The organism is Desulfobulbus sp. (assembly GCF_031547805.1).
GTDB lineage: Bacteria > Desulfobacterota > Desulfobulbia > Desulfobulbales > Desulfobulbaceae > Desulfobulbus.
In genome coordinates this window covers 51163-60194 of the sequence record NZ_JAVBRQ010000041.1, presented here as the reverse complement: position 1 = coordinate 60194, position 9032 = coordinate 51163, and the positions used below count along the sequence as shown (strand labels likewise).

Here is a 9032-nt window from a genome sequence, read left to right as displayed (position 1 = left end):
AAGAGCAGCAGGATTTGAACCTGGCCGAAGCCATGCAACGGCTGCTCAGCCTCGCCCTGGATAAAGTCAGAGCTGCTGGTCTCATCACCGAAGGTGCAGTGCTTGCCCTTGTTGATGCAGTCATGGACTTTGCCGTTGATATCCTGCAAACAGGGAAGAGGTTAGCCCGCAGTACAAACATAATAACGGTAAGTTAACTCAACTCAGAAACTTGAGTCCATGTATAAATCCTATCCGGATATGACCGGATTACTCAACCAACCCCCAGCTAGAAGGAGCACAGTTATGACCCGCGATCAGATCATGGAGATCATCAAAGAGAAAAACGTCAATTTTTTCCGGATCCAGTTTGTCGATATCTTCGGCTTCATGAAGAATATCGCCATCCCGCGCAGCCAGATCGAAAAGGCGCTGGACGGCAAGATCATGTTCGACGGTTCCTCCATCGAGGGATTCGTCCGCATCAACGAGTCGGACATGTACCTCAAGCCCGATTACAATACCTTCGTGGTCCTGCCCTGGCGCGAGAAGAACGGCTGTAATGCCGCCCGCATCATCTGTGACGTGTACAATACGAACGGCACCCCCTTTGTCGGTTGCCCCCGCAACAACCTGAAACGGGTTTTGGAAGAGGCCAGGCAGCTCGGCTACACCATGAACGTGGGCACCGAGTGCGAATTCTTCCTGTTCCGCCGCGACCATGACGGACGGCCCACCACCATCACCGACGATGTCACCGGCTACTTCGACGTCGAGCCGGACGACGGCGGCATCGAGTGCCGCCGCAAGATCATCCAGACCCTGGAAGCCATGGGATTCGAGATCGAGGCCTCGCACCACGAGGTCGCTGAGGGCCAGCACGAGATCAACTTCAAGTATGCCGACGCCATCACCGCGGCCGACAACACCGTCACCTACAAGTGGGTCGTCCGCTCGATCGCGGCCGAATTCGGCCTCCACGCCACCTTCATGCCCAAACCGATCTTCGGCATCAACGGCTCGGGCATGCACACCAACCAGTCGCTGTTCAACCTCGACGGCACCAACGCGTTCTACGATGAGAAGGCCCCGCTGCAGCTGAGCGAGGTCGCCTACAAATACATTGCCGGCGTCATCAAGAACGCCCGCGGTTTCTCCGCCGTCACCAACCCGCTGGTCAATTCCTACAAACGCCTGGTCGCCGGGTACGAGGCGCCGGTCTACGTGGCCTGGTCCGCCTCCAACCGCTCCGCGCTCATCCGCATCCCGGCCTCCCGCGGACTGGGCACCCGGACCGAGGTGCGTTGCCCGGATCCCACCTGCAACCCGTACCTGGCCTTTGCCATGATGCTCAACTCCGGTCTGGACGGCATCAGGAACAATCTCACCCCGCCGTCCTCCACCGACGTCGACATCTTCGAGATGACCGCCGCCGAGAAGGTGGCGGCCGGGATCGCCAGCATGCCCGCCAATCTGTACGAGGCCATCCAGGAACTCAAGGCCAACCCGATCGCCAAGGAGACGCTGGGCAGCCACATCTTCGAGAAATACATCGAAGGCAAGGAGAAGGAGTGGGACAACTACCGCCTGGCGGTCACCGACTGGGAGTTGGACAACTACCTGAGCCGGTACTGATACCGCGTGGTATACGCTCCGCACGGCGGCAAAGGGCACCTTTTCGGAGGTGCCCTTTTTTTTCTGCCGCCAGTGAATATCAGCGGATTTTTTTTGTGATTAGTGCTATTTAACTCTATTAAGCCATGGCAAAAGCGTCCGCCGATTCCCGTCGGAACGGCAACGGCCCGCCCCCGCGCGGAACCTCAGCCCCGCGGCTGCGGGCCATCCCGGACAAGGCATCGGCGGCGGCTGTTTTTTCCCGATGAATGCATAGTGTTTTCGCAAGGGCTTCACGTCTAGGGCACTGGTGTGATTGGGATATTGCGGCGACCGGCGCGGTCGTCCGGCGGAACGAAGGGGAAAGGGCGGCCATCGCCACGGGTGGCTTGCCGCCAAAGGAGGAGGGATTCATGCAAAGCTGGCAAATCGTGCGGACCGACTTGACGAAGTCGCCCCCCGGTATCGGGTTCCGGGATCGGCGGACCGACATGCAGCGTTTGTTCAACCGGCCGGCCGCCGAATTCCTCAGCCCGGGCAAGGAGGATTTGTTGCCATGCGCAATCTGAAAAAGGTACTCGGCAGATTTTACCATCAGGTCCTGCTGGTCTTCGGGGCCTTTCTGATCATGGTGCTGGTCAGCTATTTTTATGTGAGCAATATCGTCAGCCGCCAGATGCAGATCATCGGCGACGGCAGCACGGATTCCATCCAAACGGCCGTTTCCGCCAGCCTGAAAAACACCGAACTGTTTTTCACCAACATCATCCACACCCTGCAGGGGATGCTCAGCGCCGGGAGCAGCAATCAGGAGATATTGCACTATCTCCAGGAGCTGAACCTTTATTTTAATACCGAGCGCTCGCCCCTGCCGGATTTCATGAAGATCTACGGCTATATCCGGGGGGAATGGCTCGACGGTTCCGGCTGGGTGCCGCCCCTCGGCTACCAGCCGGAAACGCGGCCCTGGTATATCGGGGCCAATCAATATGAACAGGAGACCTATTTTTCCGAGCCGTATATCGATGCGGAAACCGGCGGCATTTGCGTCAGTTTTTCCCGGAAACTGTTCGACCGCAACGGCAAGCCCCAAGGCGTGCTGGCAGTGGACCTGAAACTGGCCCTGATCACCTCCTACGTGCAGCGGCAGCAGATTGCCGGCCACGGTTACGGCGTGTTGATCGACAACGAGATGAACTTCATCGTGCATCGCGATCAGGCCCTGCTCGGCAAAAGCATTGCCGCGGCCGGCGGCGACTACCCCTCCCTGGCACGGATCCTCCAACAGGAGGCCCCGGTTTCGGCGGTGAATTTCCGCGATGCCGACGGCGTGCCCTGCGTCATGTTCTTCCGGACCATATTCAACGGTTGGCACCTGGGCGCCATCATTCCCAAGCAGTACTACTACCGCGATGTGTATTCCCTGGGGCTGATGCTGGGCGGCCTGAGCCTGCTGCTGGCCTCGCTGCTGAGCTATCTGCTGGTGCGCTACCGGGCGGAAAAGATCCGCTCGGACGAGGAAAACCTGAGCAAGGACGCCTTCCTGGCCCGGATGAGCCATGAAATGCGCACCCCGATGAACGCCATCATCGGCATGACCAACATCGCCAGGACCACCGAGCATGAACAAAAAAAGACCTATTGCCTGGATAGGATCGACGAGGCCGCCAACCACCTGCTGGGCGTGATCAACGACGTGCTGGACATGTCGAAAATCGGGGCCGACAAGCTGGAACTTTCCGAGACCGATTTCCTGCTCGCCGATTTGATCCGGCAGGTCAGCACCATCATCGGCTTCAAGATCGAGCAGAAAAACCAGAATTTCAAGATCGAGATCGGCGAGGACGTGCCCCAGGCCCTGGTCGCCGATCGCCAGCGCCTGGCCCAGGTCATCGCCAACCTGCTGAGCAACGCCAACAAATTCACGCCCGAAAACGGCCGCATCCTCCTGCGGGTGGAGCGCATCGCCGGCGGCAAGGGACAGGGGGCCGAGGGGGATCGGATCGGGCTTCGCTTCACGGTGGAGGACAACGGCATCGGCATCAGCCCGGAGCAGCAGAAAAAGCTCTTCAATGCCTTCGAGCAGGCCGACGGCAGCATTTCCCGGCGCTACGGCGGCACCGGCCTGGGTCTGGTCATCTCCAAGCGCATCGTCGAGATGATGGGCGGCAAGATTTGGATCGAATCGGACAAGGGCCGGGGCGCCCGCTTCGTCTTCACCATCCGCACTCGCATCGGCACGGCCACGGAGACCACCCTGGAGCAGGGCGAGCCCAAGGATGCAAAGCCGGCGAATTACAGCGGCAAGCGGATTCTTTTGGCCGAGGATGCCCCGCTCAACCGGGAAATCGTGATCGAGTTGCTCCGGAATACAGGCCTAGCAATCGCGGTGGCCGAAAACGGCCGTATCGCCTGCGACATGTTTGCCGCCGAGCCGGAAACCTACGACATGATCTTCATGGATATCCAGATGCCGGAAATGGACGGCTACGAGGCGGTTCGGCGCATCCGCGCCATGGACATCCCCTGGGCCGCCAAGATTCCCATCGTGGCCATGACCGCCAATGTGTTCCGTGAAGACATCGAAAACTGCCGCGCGGCCGGCATGAACGACCATATCGGCAAGCCGCTGGCCGTGGGCGTGCTGATGGACAAGCTGCAACGGTACCTGGCCTGACCGTCGGGCCTTGCCACCATCCCCGCCGCCCGGCGGGCAAAGGCTCCGGCCTGGCTCCATGCCCTCCGGCCTTTTTCCGGCCGCTCCATCCAACAGGCGGGGAGGGTGCGCCCAACCCCGGACCCGCTCCGGGTCAACGTTTCAAATCCGCAGTCAATTCGACCAGTTCCTTCTCTAGCAGGGTTTCTTTTTCCAGCAGGGTCTTGGCGCATCGCTCCAGGACCTCTCGGTTGGTCTCCAGGATGTTCAGAACCTTGGCAAAGGTTTCGTCGATGATGGTGCGCACCGAAAGGTCGATCTGCTGGGCGGTGCTGTCGCTGATCTGGCAGCCGTTGACCCCGTGACCGCCCGGGCCGAGGAAGTTCGGCTGGTTGTCCTCGTAGACCACGAAGCCGATCGCAGGATCCATGCCGTAGCGGGTGACCATGTTGCGGGCAATGTCGGTGGCGCGGGCGATGTCGTCGGCGGCACCGGTGGAGAGATGGCTGAACACCAGCTTTTCCGCCGCCCGGCCGCCGAGGAGCACCGCGATTTTATGCTCCAATTCTTCCCTGGTCATGAGGAAGCGGTCCTCGGTCGGCCGTTGCAGGGTGTAGCCCAGGGCGCCGATGCCTCTCGGGATGATCGAGATCTTGAAGACCGGGTCGGTGCCCGGCAGTGCCAGGGCGGCCAGGGCATGTCCGACCTCGTGGTAGGCGACGATCTCCCGCTCCCTGGGGTTGAGCAGCCGGTTCTTTTTTTCCAGGCCGGCGATGATCCGCTCGATGGCCTGGGTGAAGTCGTTCATGCTGACCTCGTCCGCCTGCCGCCGGGTGGCCAGCAGGGCAGCCTCGTTGACCAGGTTGGCCAGGTCGGCCCCGGAAAAGCCGGTGGTCAGGTCGGCCACCTGGGCGGGATCGACATCGTCGCCCATCTGGATTTTCTTCATGTGGACCTTGAGGATGGCGATCCGGCCCAGCTTGTCGGGCCGGTCGACCAGTACCTGGCGGTCGAAGCGGCCGGCGCGGAGCAGGGCCGAGTCGAGGATTTCGGGCCGGTTGGTGGCGGCTAGCAAAACCAGGCCGCTGGATGGGTCGAAGCCGTCCAGTTCGACCAGCAACTGGTTGAGGGTTTGCTCGCGTTCGTCGTTGCCGCCCAGGCCGGCGGCGGTGCGCGCCCGGCCCAGGGCGTCGAGTTCGTCGATGAAGATGATCGCCGGCGCCGATTTCCGGGCCTGCTCGAACAGGTCGCGCACCCGGGCGGCCCCCACGCCGACGAACATCTCGACGAATTCCGAGCCGCTGATCGAGAAAAAGGGCACCTCCGCCTCGCCGGCCACGGCCCGGGCCAAGAGGGTCTTGCCCGTGCCGGGGGGACCGACCAAGAGGATGCCCTTGGGCATCCGAGCCCCCAGTTTGCCGTAATCCTCGGGCGCTTTCAGAAAATCGACAATCTCCTGCAGTTCCGCCTTGCTTTCATCCACCCCGGCCACATCGTCGAAGGTGACTCCGGTTTGGCGTTCGACATAGACCTTGGCCTTGGACTTGCCGATGTTCATGAAGCCGCCGCCCAGCCCCTGCTTATCCGCGAACTTGCGGAGAATGAGCATCCAGATGCCGAAGAATACCAGGGCCGGCACCACCCAGGACAGGACCGTGGCCAGGAGCTTGCTTTCGTACACCTGGGTGAAGGGGACGTTGAACTTGGACAGATAGGCGGCCAGACCGGGATCGACCCGGTTGGCCACGATGATCTTCTTGCCGTTCTCCGGTTCCTTCAGGGTGCCGGCAATATACTGCTCCCGGATGGACAGATCCGCAATCTTGCCCTGCTGGAGCAGGTGTTCCAGTTCGCTGTAGGGCACGGCGCTGATGGTCTGCTGTTCGGCCCAGATATCGTGGATGACCAGGATGCAGAAGACCGCGAAAATGGCAAAGAACGCATTGAATTTATGCTTGTTTTCCATGGTGATGCCCTTGCGGGTGTCCGCGTTGGTTGACGGGGATGGCCGTCCCCGCATGCTTGCGAGGCGGATCGGTTATTGCAGCGATCCCTGGATGTGGTGCATGGTCGCCTCCTTGACGATGTCGATCAGCTTGGACTCCGGCGCGTACGCTTCTTCGACCAGGGCGCTCTGGAAGCCGGGCAGCTCCTTAAGCAGCAAGCGATGGAATCCTTCCGCCCGCTCCGGATCGAGACTGCCCGGTTCCACCGGCATGACGGCCGTGACCTTGACCGATATCTCCCCGTCCAGGCGTTTGAAGACAGTGACCAGGGTGCAACGCCCCTTTTTCAGCCTGGCCGCCTTCTGGTTGTACCGTTCCGAGCGGGCGACGAATTCGTGGATCACCGAGGCCAGGGCGCCGGAGGGGCCGGGAAAATACTGGCCCCGGGCAAAAACATTGGCCAGGACCAGGGCCAGTTCAGCGGTTTCGACCCGCTCCATCGATTTCTTGGTAAAGGCGAACACTTCCGGATTTTCCGGGATGATGCCGTCCTGGTGTTCGCCGACAATATAAATAAAACGATCCGCCTGCCTGTTCTTCACCCTTTGCCCTCTCTTGCTGGCTGTTGTTCTTCTAACACTTTCTCTTCATTACCATAATTGTCCCCGATTGGGGAAGTTTCCTGGCCGCTTCAGCCCATGAGGACCGAGAGCGAAAGCGGAGGGAGCGGCTGCCAAGGCCAAAGTCGCGTCGAGTGGTACATGCAACCGCTGACAATGATGGGATACTATATGCAAGAGAGATGTGCTTGCCAACCCGGACCCCCAACGGGCGGACGAGATTTCGAGGATTGCGAGGGGAGGACCGAAGGCCGAAGGCCGCGTCCGCCCTCGCCATTTTCATGGTTCATGGCCAGCGCCGCTCTCCGCCCACGGAGAGCGGTGCCATGGCGTCGTATAAAAAATATCCGATGACCATCGAACCTCAGCCAAGCTCGCTTGCCGGCAATCGGTGGTGTTCTTGACGCTCCGGAGGCCGGTCGAGCAAACGGAGATCTCTCGCTGCGTTTAAGATGACCATGTGGCCAGCGTTATCCGTGTCCCGAACGTCCTTTGTTGATCGTTTCGACGAACGGGGTGAGGAGAAATCGCAAGAAATTTCAGTGGCATACCCTCCGGGATGCAATCGGCTGCATGCGAGTGGTAACCAGTAAAAAATAAGGGCTGTTTTTCGGAGAGCTATCCGCATGGTGCCCGCAAGGATTTGTTTCCAAATTTTTTCGGAAAAAAGGCATGCATGGCCGAAAATGGCGAGTAGTTCTCGAAAAAAAGGCTACAGTTTCGGCAAAAGGAGGTGGACCTTGCTGAACACTGAAGATCGGGCGCGGTATGCGGCCTTCAAGGCAAAAGATGTGCGGTTTGACGGCCATTTTTTCGTCGGGGTGTCTTCCACGGATATTTATTGCCGTCCGGTATGCCGGGCGAAGCTGCCGAAGCCTGAAAACTGCACTTTTTATGGCACGGCAGCGGCGGCGGAGCAAGCCGGCTATCGCCCGTGCCTCTTGTGCCGGCCGGAACTGGCGCCCGGCACCGGCCCCGTCGACGCGACCCTGTCCCTTGCGCGCCGGGCGGCAATATTGCTTGAGGAGAACTGCGGCAATGGGCAAAAACTCGAGGCGTTTGTCCACCGCCTCGGTTATTCGGGCCGCCATCTGCGTCGGGCGTTCGCGGCGGAATACAAGGTCTCGCCCGTGCAGTATCTGCAGACATGCAGGTTGCTGCTCGCCAAGAACCTGTTGACCGACACCGATCTTTCGGTGACGGACGTGGCCATGGCCGCCGGATTTGGCAGCTTGCGGCGCTTCAACGACCTTTTCAAGAAACAGTACCGGCTCGCGCCCACCGCCCTGCGCAAGCAGGGGGCAGCGGCGACGAGGTACGATAACGATGTCACCCTGACCTTGGGCTACCGCCCGCCGTATCGATGGCGGCAAATGCTGGATTTCCTCGCTCACCGGGCCATATCCGGGGTCGAGGCCGTCACCGATGGCGAATATCGGCGTACCGTGCATTGTATCGGTAGCGGGCAAAAAGACGTGTACGGCTGGGTGCGGATAGGCCACCGCCCCGAGCGCAACGCCCTGGCCGTTACCGTGGATTCCGCGCTGCTGCCGGTTTTGCCGCAGGTTCTGGCGCGGATCCGCCATCTGTTCGATCTGTATTGCGATCCGGCCGCGGTGTATGAAACCCTTGAGGCGATGAACGCCATCGGCCCGGGGCTCTGCGTTCCGGGCACCCGCCTTCCCGGTTGTTTCGATCCCTTTGAAATGGCGGTGCGGGCCGTGTTGGGGCAGCAGATCACCGTCAAGGCTGCCGGTACCCTGGCCGCAAGGCTTGTCGAAGCCTACGGCACCCCGGTGAACACCGGCCTGGATGGGCTGACCCATGCGTTTCCCGCCGCTGGCGAGGTGGTTGCCTTGCAGGGCGCGATCGCCGATCACCTCGGCCCGCTGGGCATTACCGGGGCGCGGGCCAACACCATTCTGGAGCTGGCAAGGGCGGTGGTGGAAGAAAAAATAGATTTCAGCATCTGCGCCGATCCGCATCGGGAAATACGAAAATTGACGGCCATCCGGGGCATCGGTGACTGGACCGGTCAATATATCGCCATGCGGGCGATGGGCTGGCCCGATGCCTTTCCCCACACCGATTACGGCGTGAAAAAAGCGCTGGCGCCGCGTACGGGAAAAGAAATCCTGGAAACGGCGGAAGCTTGGCGGCCCTGGCGCAGCTATGCCACGATCAATTTATGGAACTCTTTGTAAACTCAATGAAAAA

Annotated in this window: 6 protein-coding genes and 1 pseudogene; 5 read left to right on the top strand and 2 right to left on the bottom strand. The window is 60.5% G+C overall.

Annotated elements, in window-relative coordinates; translation table 11 throughout:
* From RMR13_RS13985 to RMR13_RS13970, 4 genes and pseudogenes are all read left to right on the top strand, one after another.
* Nucleotides 1-197, top strand: a pseudogene (locus RMR13_RS13985) (IS4 family transposase); the annotation flags it as partial.
* An 88-nt stretch (nucleotides 198-285) separates the two neighbouring features.
* Nucleotides 286-1614 (top strand): type I glutamate--ammonia ligase, encoded by a 1329-nt coding sequence (glnA, locus tag RMR13_RS13980; RefSeq protein ID WP_310601244.1) that lies wholly within the window; start codon nucleotides 286-288, stop codon nucleotides 1612-1614.
* A gap of 392 nt (nucleotides 1615-2006) precedes the next feature.
* Nucleotides 2007-2162, top strand: a complete 156-nt coding sequence (locus tag RMR13_RS13975) for a hypothetical protein (RefSeq protein ID WP_310601243.1) — start codon at nucleotides 2007-2009, stop codon at nucleotides 2160-2162.
* On the top strand, nucleotides 2150-4270 hold the full coding sequence (locus RMR13_RS13970) for an ATP-binding protein (protein ID WP_310601242.1): 2121 nt from the start codon (nucleotides 2150-2152) through the stop codon (nucleotides 4268-4270). The genes RMR13_RS13975 and RMR13_RS13970 overlap by 13 nt, the downstream gene beginning before the upstream one ends.
* 133 nt (nucleotides 4271-4403) lie before the next feature.
* Here RMR13_RS13970 and ftsH read toward each other — a convergent pair whose 3' ends face one another.
* Both ftsH and RMR13_RS13960 read right to left on the bottom strand, forming a co-directional pair.
* Nucleotides 4404-6215, bottom strand: coding sequence for an ATP-dependent zinc metalloprotease FtsH (ftsH, locus tag RMR13_RS13965; protein ID WP_310601241.1), 1812 nt, complete (start codon nucleotides 6213-6215; stop codon nucleotides 4404-4406).
* Between the two features lie 72 nt (nucleotides 6216-6287).
* Nucleotides 6288-6797 (bottom strand): hypothetical protein, encoded by a 510-nt coding sequence (locus RMR13_RS13960; protein ID WP_310601240.1) that lies wholly within the window; start codon nucleotides 6795-6797, stop codon nucleotides 6288-6290.
* Between the two features lie 758 nt (nucleotides 6798-7555).
* Here RMR13_RS13960 and RMR13_RS13955 point away from each other — a divergent pair.
* Nucleotides 7556-9019, top strand: a complete 1464-nt coding sequence (locus RMR13_RS13955; protein WP_310601239.1) for an AlkA N-terminal domain-containing protein — start codon at nucleotides 7556-7558, stop codon at nucleotides 9017-9019.
* The last annotated feature ends 13 nt before the right edge of the window (nucleotides 9020-9032 follow it).